The following is a 17,257-nucleotide window of genomic DNA, read 5'->3' on the forward strand; positions in this document are numbered from 1 at the left end:
TTCAGCCCACGGTGTATCAGCCCACGACGGGAAGTTCGAGGGGGCCGGAACCGTCGGCAAAGATCGTCACCGGCATACCTTGCAGTCCCCCACGGAAACTGATGTCGCCACCGGTGATCGCGAGACGCACGGAATGCCCTGGCTCGAATCGATGCACTATCGCCGGCATCGTCACCGGCACCGGCTGCGACGGATCACTGATGCGTATGGGTGCGATGAGTCCGTTGATCAGCGAGGAAGTTCCGTCCGGAGCCACGTCGTAGAGTTTCGCGAACACCACCGGCTGTCCGGGCGCCGCAACACGCAGCGTCACAGTGGGGGCTCCCACCACGTCCATCGCCTCGGTCATCGGCGCAGTGGTCCAGAGCGCCTCGGTTCCCGGAATCTGTGCATTCGGAATGTTTCCGGCCGGATTGATATTGAGTGGCTCTACGCCCGTCGGCAGCCCAGCCGGTGCGGTGACGATCGTCTTCGAACCCGGTATCACCGGCGTGCCGTCCGGTAGCAGTCCCCCGTCAGCGGACAGATGGAAGGCGCGAGCGGTCCCGACATCGACGGTGTCGGACGTCGCGTAGGCCGGTGCCGCGTTTCCCTCGTAGTCGATCCAGTTGCGGAAATACGCGAATTCCGGGCCGGTCTCCGTGTTCTCGTCCTTGAGGTAGTGATCGAACCAGTCCATGAAGCGACCGGTCTCGTACTGGGTATCCTCGTCGGGTGCGGAGAAGCTGAACTCGCCCGGCGCAGCGGCCAAGTGGCTGTGCCCCCACGAATGCCAGATCATCTTGGCATCGACGCCACGATCCTTCAGCGCGTCGTAAGTCGCGGTTGCCTCGTTCAGATCGAACAGGGTGTCCTGTTGCCCCTGAGCAAGCAGTACCGGAATGTTGATCCGGTCGACGAACGACGAGACCGACGACGCTCGGAGCTCACTCACTACTTGCGGTCCGATATCGCCGGTCACCACTGCCTCGGCGATCGCGTTGCACATGTAAGGGACGTAGTTCGGGCAGCCGGGTAGCCGTGCGGGATCTGCGATGTAACCGTCCACACCGGGATTCGCGATGCCCGCGCCGAAGAGCAGCGATGCAAAGAGCACCTTCGCTGCTCCCGGCTCCGCAGTCGACACTCCGGAGATGGTCCCGGTGCTGTTGGGCGCCAGAGAATACGAGAGATCGTTCCAGGTGATCATGGGGATGATGGTGTCGATGCGGGGATCGACACTCGCGGCGGCGAATTGAATGCCGCCGCCGTAAGAGCCACCCGTCATTCCGACCCGCGGGTCGTTCGTCGACGGTGCACCGGTGTGATCGACGGAGTCCTGAACGACCGTGGTGAGCGCCGGATAGGGCTGCGTCAGAGCCTGATCCGTGAAGGCAATCCCTTCTTGGCCGCCGAGGAAGCTGACCAACTGGGAAGCGGCGATACCGTCGTATGCGGGAGAGTCGAGTGTGATCTTGCAACTCGTGCCGCCGAAACCCAATCCCGAATACGTCAGTCCGACGTACCCGTTCTCGGCGAAGTTCTGCAGGGCAGGAATCTGGTCCTTGTACGAACCGCCGAACCCGTTGGTGGTCAGGATCGCGGGAGCTGGGTTGTCAGCGTCGACGCCATCGGGAACAAAGAGTTCACCGACGACGGTGCACGGCGTCGAGAGTTCAGGCCCGACATCGACCGAGAAGTACAGCAGCTGTGACGAATACGAGCCGTTCGGTGAATCCGCGAGCGCCGGCGGCGAAAAGCCGAGGGCGCAAACCACGAGCGTGACGACACTGATCGCTGTTCTCCGGCGCACCTGAAAACCGTACACCCGGATCTGTTCTCCACCAGCTCAATCCGGCGCGTGCCGCCAACGTTTTCTCGCGAAAGTCACGCCAGACCGAGCCGACCTCTACTTGACCGTCAAGGTGCCGTGCATGCTCGGGTGGTAGGTGCAGTGGAACGTGTACGTTCCAGGCTCGTTCGGCACCGTGATGGTTTCCGTCTCACCCGCTTCGATGTCCTCGTTGAACAACCCCGCGGTATCGGACGTGACCGAGTGCTCGACGGTGTCGTTGTTCTGAATGGTCAGTACCTGTCCGGGCATCACCGACTCCGGCGTCGAATATTCGAAACCGCTGATCACGATTCCCATCGACGACGCTCCCGGCGTCGACATACCCAGAGGCATGCTCGGCATCGACATACTGGTCGGCATGCTGGTCATCGGCATACTGGTCATCCCCATGCCGTCGTGATCGGCCGAATCGTTGTCCGACGAATCGTTGTTGTCACTGCACGCGGTCAGTGCGAACACCGCCAGGATCAGCGCTGCGAGCACTGCGAGAATCCGCTTCATTGCTTCGCCTCCTGCTCGTTCCCCCGCAGTCTGCTGATTACCCGCCGCCTAGGGGGCCAAACAGCTCCGATGTGGTGCCTGCGGCGCTGATGGTGCACGATTTCTGCACCAGCTCCACTCGCGGACCGACACTGAAGGAAACAGCACAGATGGCCAAGAGCAAAACGTCGAAGGCAGCCCAGCCGAAGGCGTCGAAGGCAGCGCAGCCCAAGGGTCCCAAGACAGCAGAGCCGAAGGTAGCCGAGAAGGCTCCCGCCGTTCTCTGGAAGGACCTGCCGGACGAGCACGACTACCCGGCAGCCCGCGATTACCTCCAGTTGGGCGCGACGCCGGTTCAGGTCCAAGCTCTCGTGTACGCCCTCAAGACGGCGACGCTGGTCTCGAAGAAGGCCAAAGACATCCTGCGGGCTGCTGGGCTCCCTCTGCTTCCGGTCGACAACCCACACGTTGCTGCCGACCTGTTGAAGATCCGCAAGGGGATCGCGCTGTCGCCGATCCTGCTGGTGCAGGGAGACTTCCGCGCCGGAGTACCGGCGCAGATCGCCGACGGCTACCACCGTGTCTGTGCGAGCTACCACGTGGACGAGAACACCGCCATCCCCGCGAAGATCGCACCCTCGACAGTTAACTCGTAGGTCGTCGATGACCTTCGGCATCCTTGCCCTCGTCGCGCTGGCCGGCATTCTCGGCCCGCTGCTCGGCGCTCGCGTCAGCTGGCATGTCCCCGTGGTGGTCGGCGAACTTGCCGCGGGCGTCGTCTTCGGTGTCACCGGTTTCGGGCTGCTCGACTCTTCGGACCAGACTTTCACGTTCCTGGCCGATATCGGATTCGCGCTCACGATGATGGTGGCCGGCTCACACGTCCCGGTTCGCGATCCGGCAGTCCGTGCGGCAATCGGCAAGGGTGCCGTTCGCTCGGTTGTCGTCGGACTTCTGTCGGTTGTTGCCGGCTACGGTGCGGCGACGGCATTCGGCACCGGTCACGCCGCGCTGTACGCGGTCCTGATCGCGTCGTCGTCCGCGGCGTTGATTCTCCCCATCGTCGATTCGCTGGGGCTCGGTGGAACCTCGGTTCTGCAGATGACTGCCCAGGTCGCGATCGCGGACACCGTCTGCATTGTTGCGCTGCCTTTGGTGATCGATCCGGACAATGCCCCTCGTGCCGGTGTCGGCGCACTGGCTGTGGCGGCGTGTGCGGTTGCCTTGTTCTTCGTACTGCGAGCCTTCCACCGGTCCGGCCATTGGCGAAGGCTCCACAAATTCTCGGAGAAACGAAAGTTTGCACTCGAACTCCGGATCAATCTGGTGATCCTCTTTTCTCTGGCAGCGCTGGCGTCGAGCACTCACGTGTCGATCATGCTCGCGGGCTTCGCCTTCGGGCTCGTTCTTGCCGCGATCGGTGAACCCCGCCGCCTCGCCAAACAGCTCTTCGCCATCACCGACGGCTTCTTCGCTCCCCTCTTCTTCGTCTGGTTGGGAGCGGCGATCAATCTGCGCGACCTCTTCACCCATCCGTCCGCCATCTGGCTCGGATTGGTCTTGGGCGGAGCAACTCTCGTGGTTCACGCCGCGATACGCGCCCTCGGTCTCCCGCTCCCTCTCGGCGTGCTGTCCGCCGCACAACTGGGAGTACCGGTTGCCGCAGTTACGGTGGGCACTCAATTGGGGGTGATGGGCGACGGTGAACCCGCAGCCATCCTCCTCGCCGCCATGATCACGATCGGTGCAGCAACGCTGGCGGGTGCTGCCGCGTCGAAAGCTGGTCTCACGAAGCCTGCTTGACCGCGGCCCTCTCCACCGTCAGCAAGCTCTCCTCCGAATGTTCGGCGTGATACGCCGCGCCGCCGCCGCGGACACCGAAGAGTCGCTTGCTCCAGATCAGCCATACGACGGCAGCGATGTTCACCAGCAGCAACCCGGCCCTCAACCACGTGATCTTCTCGGTCAATTCGTAGATTTCGAGGGGCAGGAACAAGCTGGTCGCCACCACCGCGAAGTACTCGCCCCAGCGTTCGACCATCCACAGGCCGACTGCCTCGATCACTTGAAGGCCGGCGTAGACCAACAGCCCGACTGCGATCCAGGTGAGCGTCGTAGCGGACAACGAAAACGCCTGCTCGATGTGATGGACCAGTTTGGAATCGTCGATGTTCCAGCCCAATTGACGGGCAAGTGGCCTGATCAACGGCAATTCGTTCTCGAAGGCGTCCTCGGCGCGACCCTTCGACGATCTCAGTTCGAACACACCGATCGCCAGAAGAACCAAACCCAGAGCGCGGAACATTCTCTCGGTGGCGAGAAGTCGCATGATCAACCGGTCGCGAAGCAGCCTCCCCCGCGGAACCTCGGGGGCGGCGTCCGCCGGTCCCGATGCTCGGGGCGCTCCCGGGACGAAGTTGCCGCAACGTAGGCACCGCCACGCCTGACCCACCGCAGTATCCACATGTAGTCGATCCCGCAGCTCAGGTTCGTCCGGAGCGTAGGTCTCGTGACCGTGCCAACTGCACGAGCGCAATGCGAAGTCCACGGGTGAACTCTATGCCGCATATGCCCGGTAGCGTGGATACCCGCTGACCGTGCACTTCGAACGATGAGGATTCCGATGACAACCACCAAGATCGAAACCCGGCATGGCGTCATGGCAGTCGACGACAGTGCCACCGACGGTTTTCCGGTTGTCTTCATCCACGGGAACTCGGCCAGCCGCTCCATCTTCCGTCATCAGGTCGACGCCGACTGGGCCGGCGACTACCGCATGATCACTCTGGACCTACTCGGCCACGGCGACTCCGAGGACGCGAGCGATCCCGAAGCCGCATACACGCAGAACGGTTACGCCGACGCCATCGTCGATGTTCTGACCGAACTCGGCGTCGAAAGAGCCGTTGTCGTCGGCTGGTCGCTCGGCGGACACATCGCTCTCGAGTTGATCGCGAAATTCCCCGGGCTCACCGGAATCGTCATCACCGGTACGCCGCCGACAAATCCCGAGACGCTCGGCGACGCCTTCAATGCCGGCGACGGATTGTCCATCGGCGGCACCGAGGTCATCACCGCGCAAGAAGCCGAACTCTACGCACGAATGACCGCCGTTCCCTTCGAGCAGGCTGCCCTCGACGCCGCGATACGCACGGACGGACGCGCTCGCAAGATCATGTTCGACGCATTCGGCGCCGGCCGCGAATCGGATCAGAAGGCTCTGGTTGCAACGGCGTCTGTGCCTCTCGCGGTGATCGACGGCGCCGAGGACCCGTTCGTGAACACGTCGTATGTCGCGTCGTTGACCTTCGCGAATCTCTGGGAGGGCACGTATCACGTGATTCCCGGTGTGGGGCATGCAGCGTTCTGGGAAGCCCCTGAGGTGTACAACCCACTGTTGCAACGATTCCTCGGCAGTTTCGCACAGTAACCTGCTGGACAACCTGCTGGACGCGGCGTCCTATGAGATAGAAGCCACTCGACAATCCGGCCATGTCCGGATCATTCATCGCCGTCCTACAGTTCGGAAAACGACTGGAGGCACTGCGATGACCATTCTCGAGCACGGCACGGAAACGTGCATCGGTGGACCGACCCTTCCCCAGATACGACGCCTCGTCACCGAAGTGCCCGGCCCCAACTCGCGCGCTTTGGCAAAGCGCCGGAGCGCCGCACTGCCGGCCGGGCTGACCAGCGGATCCAGCATTTACGTTGCCGCAGCGGGCGGAGGAGTTGTCGTCGACGTCGACGACAACTCGTTCATCGACTTCGGCAGCGGCATCGCCGTGACCACCGTCGGAAACAGTGCGCCGCGCGTGGTCGAACGCACCACGCGCCAGCTCGGTCAGTTCACCCATACGTGTTTCCTCGCAAACCCCTACGAGGGGTACCTCGAGGTCTGCGAAGCGCTCAACCGCCTGACCCCGGGAGATCACGAGAAGCGAACAGCGCTGTTCAACACCGGCAGCGAAGCGCTCGAGAACGCCGTGAAATACGCACGTGCCGCCACCGGTCGCCCGGCAGTTGTCGTCTTCGACCACGCATTCCACGGTCGCACGTTGATGACCATGACGATGACAGCCAAGAACCAGCCGTACAAGGCCACATTCGGCCCGTTCGCACCAGAGGTCTACCGGGTTCCGATGGCATACCCCTACCGTTGGCCGAGCGGCCCCGAAAACGCGGCCGACGAAGCATTCGCCCAGTTCCGTCTTGCGATCGACACTCAGATCGGCGCCGAATCGGTAGCCGCTGTGGTCGTGGAACCGATTCAGGGTGAGGGCGGTTTCATCGTTCCCGCTCCGGGATTCCTGAAGCGAATCTCGGAATTCTGCCGTGAGCGCGGCATTCTCGTCGTCGCGGACGAGGTCCAGACCGGTATCGCACGAACCGGATCCTGGTTCGCCAGCGAGAGTGAGGACTTCGTCCCCGACATCATCACAACCGCAAAAGGTCTCGCCGGCGGAATGCCACTCGCCGCCGTGACCGGCCGTGCCGACGTCATGGACGCCGCGCATCCCGGTGGTATCGGCGGTACGTACAGCGGCAATCCCGTTGCCTGCGAGGCCGCCCTGGCAGTTTTCGAGACGATCGAGATGGAAGGGCTCCTCGACCGCGCCAAGGACATCGGCGACATTCTGACCACAGGTTTGTCCGAAATCGCTTCGGACACAGACATAATCGGCGACATTCGTGGACGCGGCGCCATGATTGCAATCGAACTCGTCCACGACGAGGACAAGGCTCCGAATCGCGAGGCCGTCGCCCAGATCGTCAGCTACGCCCACACGCACGGTCTCCTTCTGCTCACCGCCGGCACCTATGGAAACGTCGTCCGTTTCCTCCCGCCGCTGAGCATCTCCGACGAGTTGCTGACCGAAGGACTCGGTATTCTTCGCGACGCTGTGGCCGCAGTCCGATGAGCGTCGCAGTGCGCAGCTTGATCGGCGGAGCTTGGGTCACGGGCAGCGACGGCACACTGACGGACACCAACCCGGCCCGTCCCGACGAGGTTGTCGCCACCGGAGGCCGCGCCGGTGCCTCCGAAATGGCGACCGGTGTTCGCGTCGCCCGCATCGCCGCGAACGACTGGGCCCGCCTGCCGATGTCCGCACGCGGCGCATACCTCACTCGCGCAGCGGAAATCATCGAATCCAACGCTGAGGCCTGGGGCGAAGAACTCACCCGCGAAGAAGGGAAAACGCTGGCCGAGGGTATCGGAGAGGTGCGCCGCGCAGCGCAGATTCTGCGTTACCACGGCAACGCCGCCGACCGCGAGACCGGAACGGTGTATTCCTCCCCACGTAGCAGCGAGCAGATTCTCGTCACTCGCAAACCTCTCGGCGTGGTAGGCGTCGTCACGCCGTTCAACTTCCCGATCGCGATCCCGGCATGGAAGATTGCGCCTGCCTTGGTGTACGGAAACACCGTCGTCTGGAAACCGGCTGCCGCGGTGCCCCTTCTGGCCTTCCGTCTCGCGCAGGCACTGACCGAAGCGGGCCTACCCGACGGAGTCCTGAACATGATCCTCGCCGACAGCGCGGCCGGTGAAGCGCTGGTCGATCACCCGGACCTCGACGCCGTCACCTTCACCGGTTCCACCGGAGTCGGCCGAAAGATCGCGGGATCTGCTGCGGCGCGCGGAGTTCCGGTACAGGCGGAAATGGGTGGAAAGAACGCAGCCGTCGTACTTGCCGACGCAGATCTCGAGCTTGCGGTCGAGCAGGTGATGCTGGGCGCATTTCGGTCAACCGGCCAGAAATGCACGGCCACTTCACGTCTGGTGCTCCATGAATCCATCGCCGAGGAATTCCTGGCCAGGCTGACCGTTGAAGTCAAGCAACTGAGAGTCGGAGATCCACTCGATCCCGACGTCACGACAGGTCCCGTGGTCAGCGCATACGCGCAGCAGTCGATCATCGACGGGATCAATCGAGCCGTCGACGGCGGCGCCAGGGTTGTGGCCACCGCCGAAGCGCCACAGTCGGGCTACTACGTCCAACCGACAGTGCTGGAACTACCGTCGAGCACCGAACTGTGGTTCGAGGAACTCTTCGGCCCGGTACTGGCGGTGCAGCGGGCAGCAACAACCGCAGACGCATTCCGCTTGGCAAACGAGGGCGAATTCGGTTTGTCCGCAGCACTGTTCACGCAAGACCTGACCAGTGCACTTGCCGGTATCGACGATCTGGACGTGGGGATCCTGCACGTCAATTCGGAATCGGCGGGCGCTGATCCCCACGTACCTTTCGGCGGCGCGAAGAGGAGTGGATACGGGCCCAAGGAACAAGGCGACGCGGCGCGAGAGTTCTTCACTCACACCACCACCGTCTATCTCAGGGGCGGCCGAGCATGATCTGAATTCGATTCCGCCTGCAGCAGTTCACGAGCTTTGAGTGCGATCCACAACTCGGACCGGGTGTGGGCGGAATCGAGATCTCGGCCGATCAACTCGGCAGCCTTGTCCATGCGATTACGCAGCGTGTGCCGGTGAACACCCAATTGCGCTGCAGCGGATTCCCATTGACCATTGTGGTGCAGGAACGCTTCGATCGAGTCCACCAGACGGGAACCGTTCTCGGCGTCGTAGCCTTCCAGCACACCGAGACCGCCGGCCGCGATCGACTGCAGAACATCGCTCGACTGCACACTCAACAAGAGACTGAAAGTCCCGAGTTCCGAGAACGGAACGAGCGTGTGCCCTTCGACCTGCCCCACTTTGGCAGCAGAGACGGCCTCGCGCAGACTGGCTGCTACACCGCTCATCGGCCGGACGCCACCGATTCCACCGTTGATACTCCGGCGTGAATTCTCCCGCACTCTCGCATACACACTGCGCGTGACCTTCTCCGCAACTTCACTTTTCACGACGAACCACACACCGGTTCCGTCATTCAGCGGGGCCAACAGGTACGGCACCGACTCTTCTTCCAGGGCCGCTGAAGTGATGTCGGTGGCCGCAAGCAAAGGTCCGACATCGGTCAAGGCAGTTGCCACCACCGTGGTTTCGGATTCGAATCCGAAGTACCGCAACAGACTTTCGTCGACGTCACCGCCGGCCTGGCGCACCATCGTCGTAACGGCCAACCTCAGCCGCTGTTCGGCATCGACAACCCGCAACGGCTTGGCAAGCTCGATGGTCAACAGCGACACCGTGTGGCCCACCAACAATCGCTCGGACTGATCCAAGGCGGCCTCGGACGCCACGGCCAGCGTGCCGCTCACAGCAAGGCGGTGAATGGCCAGGTGACCGTCGTCGTCCACCACGATCCGGCTGCGCTCCTTACCTGATCGCTCCCTGATACGTTCGGGCAGAGACGAACTCGCACCTTCCGTCAGAGCCAGCACCGCGCCGTCCCGATCGAGAACACAGACTGCTGCGTGAACGGCTCGACCCAGGGCAGTGATCAGAGCCGGCACCCCGTCGAGCAGAGCACGCGCCAACTTCTCCTGCGCGTCGACCACCGCCTGCACCGTTCGTATCTGGTCGGCGGTCAGTTCGTCGATCACGGCCCGCGAAATGGCGATGAACGGCGTCTCCTTGGCGACGGAAAGCACGGCAAAACCCAGTTCGTCGCCGGCCCTGATGATCGCGTCCGGCACCCTCTCGTGGACGGTGCCGGTGTCGAACGCCAGTGCCACCGCACCAGTCTGCGCGATGCGCTCGACGTACTCGTATTGCTTTGTCGCCGAACGCGGTAGATGCAGCCCCGTCGTCATGACAAGCTCTCCACCGGCGAGCCAACGGGTCGGATCCTGCAATTCGATTGCGTGCGCCCAGCTGATCGACAGATCCACGTCGTCGTGACCGGCAACGATCGTGAGGCCGAGCGAGGTGGTGGCCGCCAGGCGCCGGACAGTCATCGGCATTACCGGAACCTCCGAGGGCAGTGAATAGAAAGGCAGTGGACAGAACTGACAGTTTCCAGTTCAGATTTGTACATCAAGTCCATGTTCTGGATCACACGATGAGCTTAGCGTCTCTCCGAAAGAACTGATCGCGTCATGCAATAGGAGCTGAGCCCAGATGCCCGACAGCAGCACCGAAACAGCCGAAGCCGCCAGCGTTCATTCGACACTCAAAACAGGCTTGAAGAAGCGCCACCTGACCATGCTTTCCATGGGCGGCGTCATCGGCGCCGGTTTCTTCGTCGGTCTGAGCGGAATCATCAACCAGGCCGGCCCCGGCGCAGTCATCACGTGCGCGATCTGCGGGATCATCGTGTTCCTGGTGATGCGCATGCTCGGCGAAATGGCCGTGGCCAAGCCGTGTACGGGATCGTTCACCGAATACGCCCGCATGGCGTTGGGCGACTGGGCGGGTTTCACCACTGGCTGGCTCTACTGGTATTTCTGGGTGATCGTCGTCGGCATCGAATCCGTCGTCGGAGCAACCTTGCTCTCCCGGTGGATCCATGGTGTCCCGCTCTGGCTCATGTCAGCGGTACTCCTGTTGGTGATGACCGGGGTCAATCTTCTCTCCGTCAGCAACTTCGGCGAGGCCGAGTACTGGTTTGCGGGTATCAAGGTCGCCGTCATCATCGGCTTCATCGTGCTCGGCAGTCTGTTCGTCTTCGGCATCTGGCCCGGCAGTGAAGTCGATTTCAGCAATCTGACCGGCCACGGAGGATTTCTGCCGAACGGCTTCACCCCCGTACTGGTGGGCGTTGTCGCCGTGATCTTCTCCATGACCGGAGCCGAGCTTGTCACGATCGCCGCAGCGGAATCCGCCGAACCCGCCGGAGCGATCAGGCGGGCCACGAACACGGTCGTCTTCCGCATTCTCGCCTTCTTCGTTGTCGCCACCTTCCTCCTCGTGACGATGCTGCCGTGGGATTCGTTCGTCGTCGGCGATTCTCCGTTCATCTCCGCACTCGACCTGCTCGGAATTCCCGGCGCCGCCGACATTCTCAATCTCGTGGTTCTGGTCGCGGTGCTGTCCTGCCTCAATTCCGGCCTGTACACGGCGTCACGGATGCTCTTCGCACTCTCCGTCTACAACGACGCGCCGGCCTGGATGACACGGACCAACAGCCGCGGCGTGCCGGTGAAGGGCGTACTCGCCTGCACCGTGGCCGGGTACTTCTGTATCGCGGCCGGCTACATCTGGCCGGATACGATTTTCTTGTTCCTCGTGAATTCGTCGGGCGCAATCTGCTTGTTCGTTTACATCCTGATCTGTGTATCCGAACTACGCCTCCGACGCCGATGGGAACGCGAAAGCCCCGAGATTCTGAAATTCCGTGTCTGGTTGTATCCCGGCCTGCCGATAGTGGTCACTGGTCTGATTCTCGTGATCCTGGTGGGAATGGGTCTCAACGAACCCACGCGCGCGGAATTCGTCCAAAGCCTGGTCGCGCTGGGGGTCATCCTCGCCGCTTACGGCGTGAGAAAGTCTCGTACGCGAAAAGTCGGATCGTTCGCGACCGCCTCGAACAACGCACACAGCAGTTCGAAGAAGGCTTGAAACAAGCATCGAGTAAGCGCTCGACTCGATAATTGAACCTCTTCCCCGAAAAGAGCCGATCCGATGGAAGCGGTCGAACATAGATTTTCTCTTTACCTAAATTCAAGGCAAAATGGACAGCATGCCGAGCCCTGTCATCGCCTCCGAGGGGCACAGTTCTTGGCGAACACTTCACGAATGGTTCAACGAACCACACGACTACGACTGGATAAAGCACCAGAGATCCGGCCGGGCAATCATTCCGATCTTCCGAACCTTGCTCGGAATGATGACGATCATCTTCGGACTGTCCGCTTTCTACAAATTGATCGGTCCGGATACGCCGCCGACCACCCCCGGCAAAGCTCTTTCGATTTTCATGATCTGTACGTGTGTGGGAATCGCCGCATGCTGGTTCACACAACCGTTTCCCGGACGCCGGGGGTTGCTTGCATTCGGAATATTCGCAGATCTCGGGATCGCGGCTGCCGTCCTCCTGGTGCCGGATCGCTCGTCCGGGACGTTCGGTTGCATCGTCTTCGCGGTCACCGGAACCTTTGCGACGCTTTTTGTCAGCGCAAAGTGGCTTGTCGCTCATGTCGTTTGGTCGACGACCGTCACGACTACCGTTTTCGTTCTTGCATATCTGGAAGGCGACGTCGATATCACGACGCTTCTGGCCCGCGGCACCGTTCTTTTCGGAGCTGTCACACTCGTTCCCATTTTTGCGCACCTGACTTGGCGCACTCTCTACCGCGATGCCCAGTATTCGGACCGGGATCCCCTCACTGGACTGTTCAACCGTCGGGGACTGGAAGGGGCAGTCGGCGATCTCTTCGAGAGCGCCCGAGACGATTCTTCATCTCTCGCCTTCATCGTCGTCGATATCGACAAATTCAAAACGGTGAATGATCTTCACGGTCATGCCGAAGGCGATCATGTCATCAGGAGAACCGCGAACCGATTGAGCACGCATCTCGGCGAACGCGGAGTCATCGCTCGAACCGGCGGGGAAGAATACCTGGCCGTCATCGCCGGCGATCCCGAATCGACAACCCTGTTGATCGAAGGGATAAACGCGGCGCTGTCGGATTGTTCCGACGCGATCCCCACAACGGTGAGCGTCGGATCTGTGATGATGACCGCCGAATCGAAGGCGTGGAGCGGCGGTGCTTCCGCAATCCTGGCGGCGACAAATGTCGCGGATTCGATGATGTATCAAGCGAAAGCGGCAGGCGGTAATACGATCCGCTCGGCTCAGATCTGATTCACAGCCACGTAAGTGGGTGGACGCTGCGCCCGGTTTCAGTGTCCGTCGCGGCGAGATACACATCGACGCGCTCAGCGGTCAGAGCCTTGCTGATGTGGTAACCCTGGACCAGGTCACACCCGACCCACTGGACGCGGCGGAACTGCTCGATGGTCTCCACGCCCTCGGCCAACGATTTCATACCGAGGGCCGCGGCCAATTCGACAATGGACTTCAAAACGGACATCTTCGGATCGTCCGAGTCGGTGACCAGCATGCGATCGATCTTGAGAACGTCGATTGGAAGTCTCTGGAGCGTGGCGAAGGACGAATAGCCGGTGCCGAAATCGTCGAGTGCGACGGTAACCCCGAGCTCACGCAGCTTGTAGAGATCCCGGATCGCGCGATCGTCCACAACTCCTGTCTCGGTGATTTCGAGCTGCAGCAGTTGCGGAGGCAAGCCCGAATCCGTCAGGGCTTTCTTCACCATCGCACCGAACTCTCGCGACACCAACTGCACTGGTGAAACATTGACCGAGACGCCGATTCCGGTCGGCCACCCCGCAGCAGCGGCGGTCGCCATCGCCATTGCCTGCGCGCCGAGGGGAATGATCATTCCGGTTTCCTCCGCCACCGAGATGAACTGGCTGGGCCCGATGAGGCCGCGGCTGGGATGGTTCCACCGAAGAAGAGCCTCGAAGGCCACCACTTCACCGGTCTGAGTGTCGACTTGAGGCTGATAGTGGAGATCGAACTGCCCTTCCTCGATCCCTCTGTCCAGCTCGTGCAACGCAGTCGCCCGCGCCGATGCCCTCGCCCGCAGCAGCGGCGAGAACTTGCCCACTCGATTGCGCCCCGTCGACTTCGCTTCGTACAGAGCCAGATCCGCCAGCATCACCAATCCGTCGGCGTCCGTCGAATCCTCGGGCGCGCTCGAGTAACCGATCGTGGCCCGCACTTCGATCCGATTGCCTTCGACGAAGAATGGTTCGTGCAGCACTTCCAGGTACCGATCGAAGATCACACCGGGATCGTCGCGCGAAGAGGTGCAGACGATCAGCCCGAATTCGTCACCGCCCATCCGCGAGCACATGTCCGAACCGATCACGTCGCGAAGGCGTTTCGTGACTTCGAGAAGTAATTGGTCCCCGATCGGATGGCCAAGGGTGTCGTTCACCGATTTGAAGTTGTCGAGGTCGAGAATCCCGACGAGAACCTGCTTCTCCGGCACGCGGGAATCGATCGCTTCCTCGAGCGCCACTCCGAACGCACGACGGTTCGGTAACCCGGTCAACGAGTCGGTGGCCGCAAGGCGAAGGATCTCCTGCTCGTGGACATACCTCTCCGTGATGTCGGAACCGACACCGCGCCAACCCAGAATCACGCCGGATTCGAGGACCCGTGGATTGCCGGAAAGAGACCACCAGCGTCGCCTACCGTCGACATGCACCGGCACGACAGTGTCCCGGAAGGGAGCACTCGATTCGAGTTTGTCGATCATCTGGGCCGCGGCCGCACGCCCCTCCGGACTCGATGCGATCTGGAGTCTGGTGAGGAGTTGTCCGAAGGTGAGTTGCTGCAACTCGTCCACCGTCATACCTGCGACCTCGGCGAGACGTGCCGAGGTGTGGGAGAACCGGCCGTTGGTGTCGCACTCCCACAGCCAGTCGCGGGAACCGCCCTCGAAACCGTCGAGCAACAACGCCACAGTCTGACGCTCGGATTCCGCCTGAAACTCTGCGAGACAACGTCTCTGGAAAGAGGCCGACAGATAGACCGCCCCTACGGTGAGCGCAAACATGTAGATGCACAACTGAATCGCAAGTATGCGAAAGTGTGGTTCGGCGTGGACGACGAGAACAGTGAAGACGCCGAGGCCGTGAATGTAGATCCAGGTCAGGCTCACCGATCTCAGACTCGAGAACGTCACGGTCCCGGCGCCCATGATCCCGGCCATCGTCGCGATCAGAACCAAGTCGCGGAAGACGTCCATGTCGTGAAAGAGCAGAGCGAAAAGTGTGACGTCGAGGGTCGCGACCACGATCACTTCGACGAGCAGACCCACGTAGTCGTAGCGCGGGGTGTGCTTCGACGGCCGCCAGCGAAGGGGAATCCATACTCGGATCGAATTCGCGAGGACGAGAAAGATGAGGGCGCCACCCAACCACCTGAGCGTCTGACGTCCGGGCGGGACGGTGTAGGTCAGAATCACGACCAAACTCGCCATGTACGCAAGATTGGCGAACGGCGCGACGGCTGCAGCTTCGTCTATCTGACGGCGAAACAGGCTGTTGCAGTCGGCCTCCGAAGCAGGATCTTGCCTGCCCAATCGACTCGGACGGCTCATCAGCGAGGCATCCCGACATCTGCGCAGGCGCCATCAGCGGGCGTCGAATCCGCTCGCCTGGCCATCCGAACCTCCCCTGGCTCCCCACCGAACCCTTATCCGGTGAAACGTCAGTGTTTCAGACTCGCTGCTTGTTTCCTTCACAACGGTAGCCATCTGACGAATCGATTGTGCGCAGATCACTATATCCAGAGGTCGCTCCGTCGATCGTCCAGGTCGATCCGCGATTGCTGATTCTTAGCTCGAACCACGTTTGTCGCCGACCGCGACGCGGGGGATTCGAGCGGTCGGGAACAACGCGGCGATTGCGAGCAGCGCTGCCACGGCAAAAGCGACACGCAACGCGTCCAGCCTGGCTTCTTCGTTCACGTCCACGATCGCATCCGCCGTGGACTCGGCGACGCCGGCGTCATCGAGAGCGGATCGGAGTTGCGTCGTCGACAGGAACGGCACGCCCGAGGCCATGTCGGTGCTCGCTTGCTGCTGCACCGATGTCGGAACCGCCGGATTGTCTTCGATTCCGGCGATCGCCGACGTCGTGAGAGTGGCAATGAGAACCGATCCGATCAGGGCAGTTCCCAAGGAAGCGCCGAGGTTGGTGGCGGTGTTCTGCAACCCGCCGACCTCGGTGCTGCGCTCGTCCGGGACCGAGGACACCGTGACGGCTCCGAGCTGCGAAGACAGGCACCCCAAGCCGAAACCCATGAACAGCATGGGAATCATCACGATCGCCGCATTGGCGCCGGGGTCCATGCCTGCAACGAGCATCAGAATGCCGACGACCATGACCAACAATCCGACTCGGACCACGCGTCGCGGGTTCGCGGTAGGCCGCAGCTTCGGAATACCGATGGCAGCCAACACGAGCGCCGCCGACAACGGCAGGATGCGAACTCCCGTCTCCAGGGCACTGAGCTCCAGAACTACGGACAAGAACAACGGGACCGCGAAGAACACGCCCGCCTGGACCAGAAACTGCGCGAAGAACATCGACAGCCCGCCACTGAGCTCGCGGTTTCGCAGCATCGCCGGATCAAGCAACGGCTCCTTCCCCGCAGCGGCCAGGCGTCCCTCCCAGCGCAGGAATCCGTACACGACCAGGAGCCCGGCGATCAGCAGCCACACCACCGGGGAAAGCCCGACCAGCTGTGGTCCGTCGGGTTTGGCCTGCACCCAACCCCACTCGCTCGAGCGCAGTACGCCGAAGACGATCATGCCCAGCCCGACCACAGACAAGATCGATCCGACGTAGTCGAGGCGCGACTTCGACGGTGGGACGTCGACCACCTTGCTCAGCACCAGCAAGATCAGGACAACGATCACGACTTCGCCGACGAACACGTAACGCCATGACGCAAATGTCGTCGCGGCGCCGCCGATCAGCGGCCCGACCGCCACGGCCATCGCGCCGGCGGCAGCGACCAGACCGTAGGCAGCCGGGCGCTTCTGCGCCGGAAAGTTGGTGGCGACGAGCGCGACGATCGCGGGCATGATGAGTGCCGCACCGACGCCTTCGAGGAACGACCATCCGATCAGCAGGACCGCAAGATTGGGAGCGAGCGCCGTTGTCAGAGAACCTGCGCCGTAGATGATCAAGCCGAGCGCGAAGGCCCGGCGACGACCCATCATCGACCCCAGCTTGCTGCCCGTGATCATCAGCGTCGCCATGACCAGGGTGTACAGCGTGATCGCGGTTTGAATGCCGGTGATGCTCGTGCCGACGTCCTCGGCGACGGTTGCCATCGAAACATTCATGACCGAACTGTCCAAGGTCATCAGGAATTGGCTCGATGCCAACACCGTGAGAACCAGTCCTGAACCCGCCTGCGTCGTCGAACCAGCAACCTGTCCGTCACCCATCGTGCGGGTGTACCCGGTGTTCAGGTTCTCGAAGCAGACCGG

General features: G+C 62.0%; 13 protein-coding genes. 7 read left to right on the plus strand and 6 right to left on the minus strand.

Features of this window, described 5'->3' with window-relative positions; translation table 11 throughout:
• Positions 1-16 precede the first annotated feature (16 nt).
• Positions 17-1,792 (minus strand): CocE/NonD family hydrolase, encoded by a 1,776-nt coding sequence (locus EHW12_RS27515; RefSeq protein ID WP_228232282.1) that lies wholly within the window; start codon positions 1,790-1,792, stop codon positions 17-19.
• A gap of 96 nt (positions 1,793-1,888) precedes the next feature.
• Positions 1,889-2,335 carry a cupredoxin domain-containing protein gene (locus EHW12_RS27520; RefSeq protein ID WP_042446430.1) on the minus strand — a complete coding sequence of 149 codons (447 nt, stop codon included), beginning with the start codon at positions 2,333-2,335 and terminating at the stop codon, positions 1,889-1,891.
• Positions 2,336-2,607: 272 nt separating this feature from the next.
• On the opposite strand from EHW12_RS27520, the gene EHW12_RS27525 reads away from it, so the two are divergent.
• Positions 2,608-2,970 carry a hypothetical protein gene (locus tag EHW12_RS27525; protein ID WP_042446474.1) on the plus strand — a complete coding sequence of 121 codons (363 nt, stop codon included), beginning with the start codon at positions 2,608-2,610 and terminating at the stop codon, positions 2,968-2,970.
• Between the two features lie 7 nt (positions 2,971-2,977).
• Positions 2,978-4,117 (plus strand): cation:proton antiporter, encoded by a 1,140-nt coding sequence (locus EHW12_RS27530; RefSeq protein ID WP_042921530.1) that lies wholly within the window; start codon positions 2,978-2,980, stop codon positions 4,115-4,117.
• On the opposite strand, the gene EHW12_RS27535 is transcribed toward EHW12_RS27530, so the two are convergent.
• Complete coding sequence (locus EHW12_RS27535; RefSeq protein WP_003943067.1) at positions 4,101-4,862, minus strand: DUF2127 domain-containing protein; 762 nt, start codon at positions 4,860-4,862, stop codon at positions 4,101-4,103. The genes EHW12_RS27530 and EHW12_RS27535 overlap by 17 nt on opposite strands.
• Before the next feature lie 75 nt (positions 4,863-4,937).
• On the opposite strand from EHW12_RS27535, the gene EHW12_RS27540 reads away from it, so the two are divergent.
• The 3 genes from EHW12_RS27540 (at position 4,938) to EHW12_RS27550 (ending at position 8,669) form a co-directional block, all read left to right on the plus strand.
• Positions 4,938-5,744 carry an alpha/beta hydrolase gene (locus EHW12_RS27540; RefSeq protein WP_064113657.1) on the plus strand — a complete coding sequence of 269 codons (807 nt, stop codon included), beginning with the start codon at positions 4,938-4,940 and terminating at the stop codon, positions 5,742-5,744.
• Positions 5,745-5,862: 118 nt separating this feature from the next.
• Complete coding sequence (gene gabT, locus EHW12_RS27545) at positions 5,863-7,236, plus strand: 4-aminobutyrate--2-oxoglutarate transaminase (RefSeq protein ID WP_030536079.1); 1,374 nt, start codon at positions 5,863-5,865, stop codon at positions 7,234-7,236.
• The gene (locus EHW12_RS27550) at positions 7,233-8,669 is read left to right on the plus strand and encodes an aldehyde dehydrogenase family protein (RefSeq protein ID WP_125052216.1); all 1,437 of its coding nucleotides are present in this window, start codon (positions 7,233-7,235) and stop codon (positions 8,667-8,669) included. Before gabT ends, EHW12_RS27550 begins: the two co-directional genes overlap by 4 nt.
• Here the strand turns inward: EHW12_RS27550 and EHW12_RS27555 are convergent.
• Positions 8,645-10,183, minus strand: a complete 1,539-nt coding sequence (locus tag EHW12_RS27555) for a PucR family transcriptional regulator (RefSeq protein ID WP_125052218.1) — start codon at positions 10,181-10,183, stop codon at positions 8,645-8,647. The two genes, EHW12_RS27550 and EHW12_RS27555, sit on opposite strands and share 25 nt — an antisense overlap.
• A gap of 157 nt (positions 10,184-10,340) precedes the next feature.
• On the opposite strand from EHW12_RS27555, the gene EHW12_RS27560 reads away from it, so the two are divergent.
• Positions 10,341-11,780 carry an amino acid permease gene (locus EHW12_RS27560; protein ID WP_030536080.1) on the plus strand — a complete coding sequence of 480 codons (1,440 nt, stop codon included), beginning with the start codon at positions 10,341-10,343 and terminating at the stop codon, positions 11,778-11,780.
• Between the two features lie 121 nt (positions 11,781-11,901).
• Positions 11,902-13,026: a GGDEF domain-containing protein gene (locus tag EHW12_RS27565; protein WP_241199058.1), complete on the plus strand. Its 1,125-nt coding sequence runs from the start codon at positions 11,902-11,904 to the stop codon at positions 13,024-13,026.
• 1 nt (position 13,027) lies between these two features.
• Here EHW12_RS27565 and EHW12_RS27570 read toward each other — a convergent pair whose 3' ends face one another.
• Both EHW12_RS27570 and EHW12_RS27575 read right to left on the minus strand, forming a co-directional pair.
• Entirely contained in the window at positions 13,028-15,355 is a 2,328-nt protein-coding gene (locus tag EHW12_RS27570) for an EAL domain-containing protein (RefSeq protein ID WP_125052222.1), read from the minus strand.
• 237 nt (positions 15,356-15,592) lie between these two features.
• A complete protein-coding gene (locus EHW12_RS27575) occupies positions 15,593-17,215 on the minus strand; it encodes an MFS transporter (RefSeq protein WP_007730570.1) in 1,623 nt (540 codons plus the stop codon).
• Positions 17,216-17,257: the final 42 nt, after the last annotated feature.

The sequence above is a fragment of the Rhodococcus sp. NJ-530 genome (assembly GCF_003860625.1).
In the GTDB taxonomy this organism is placed as follows: domain Bacteria; phylum Actinomycetota; class Actinomycetes; order Mycobacteriales; family Mycobacteriaceae; genus Rhodococcus_F; species Rhodococcus_F qingshengii.

Bases quoted from the DNA above. Each gene is read 5' to 3' on its own strand.
- EHW12_RS27570 (WP_125052222.1), bottom strand. From the start codon at position 15,355: ATGAGCCGTCCGAGTCGATTGGGCAGGCAAGATCCTGCTTCGGAGGCC.
- EHW12_RS27540 (WP_064113657.1), top strand. From the start codon at position 4,938: ATGACAACCACCAAGATCGAAACCCGGCATGGCGTCATGGCAGTCGAC.
- EHW12_RS27555 (WP_125052218.1), bottom strand. From the start codon at position 10,183: ATGCCGATGACTGTCCGGCGCCTGGCGGCCACCACCTCGCTCGGCCTC.
- EHW12_RS27530 (WP_042921530.1), top strand. From the start codon at position 2,978: ATGACCTTCGGCATCCTTGCCCTCGTCGCGCTGGCCGGCATTCTCGGC.
- EHW12_RS27575 (WP_007730570.1), bottom strand. From the start codon at position 17,215: ATGGGTGACGGACAGGTTGCTGGTTCGACGACGCAGGCGGGTTCAGGA.
- EHW12_RS27520 (WP_042446430.1), bottom strand. From the start codon at position 2,335: ATGAAGCGGATTCTCGCAGTGCTCGCAGCGCTGATCCTGGCGGTGTTC.
- EHW12_RS27560 (WP_030536080.1), top strand. From the start codon at position 10,341: ATGCCCGACAGCAGCACCGAAACAGCCGAAGCCGCCAGCGTTCATTCG.
- gabT (WP_030536079.1), top strand. From the start codon at position 5,863: ATGACCATTCTCGAGCACGGCACGGAAACGTGCATCGGTGGACCGACC.
- EHW12_RS27565 (WP_241199058.1), top strand. From the start codon at position 11,902: ATGCCGAGCCCTGTCATCGCCTCCGAGGGGCACAGTTCTTGGCGAACA.
- EHW12_RS27550 (WP_125052216.1), top strand. From the start codon at position 7,233: ATGAGCGTCGCAGTGCGCAGCTTGATCGGCGGAGCTTGGGTCACGGGC.